Genomic DNA, 238 nt, shown 5'->3' with positions numbered 1-238 from the left:
GCCCGCGCTCGTTGCGCAGGGTGTCGATAATCATCTGGAACTCACGACGGCGCAGGTCTTCACCCAGCGCCCCGGCTGAATCACCCACATCCACCGGCAAGGCTTCAGCCAGCACCGGCAAAGGTGCACAGGCAACCGGCCCGGACAGGCAAAAATCGGCCGCTTCGATCAAACCGCCCTGCTGCAAAATCAGCGCGCGCTGCAGCGCATTGTCCAGTTCACGCACGTTGCCGGGCCA

The 238-nt window shown here is 63.9% G+C and carries 1 pseudogene; it reads right to left on the bottom strand.

Annotated features, from left to right (window positions below):
- Positions 1 to 238 (bottom strand): annotated as a pseudogene (locus GHO03_RS25005) (sigma-54-dependent Fis family transcriptional regulator); the annotation flags it as partial.

It is taken from the genome of Pseudomonas sp. FSL R10-1339, from assembly GCF_009600545.1.
Classification (GTDB): domain Bacteria; phylum Pseudomonadota; class Gammaproteobacteria; order Pseudomonadales; family Pseudomonadaceae; genus Aquipseudomonas; species Aquipseudomonas bubulae.
Note: the sequence above shows the minus strand (reverse complement) of the source record. Positions and strands in the feature narration are given on the sequence as shown.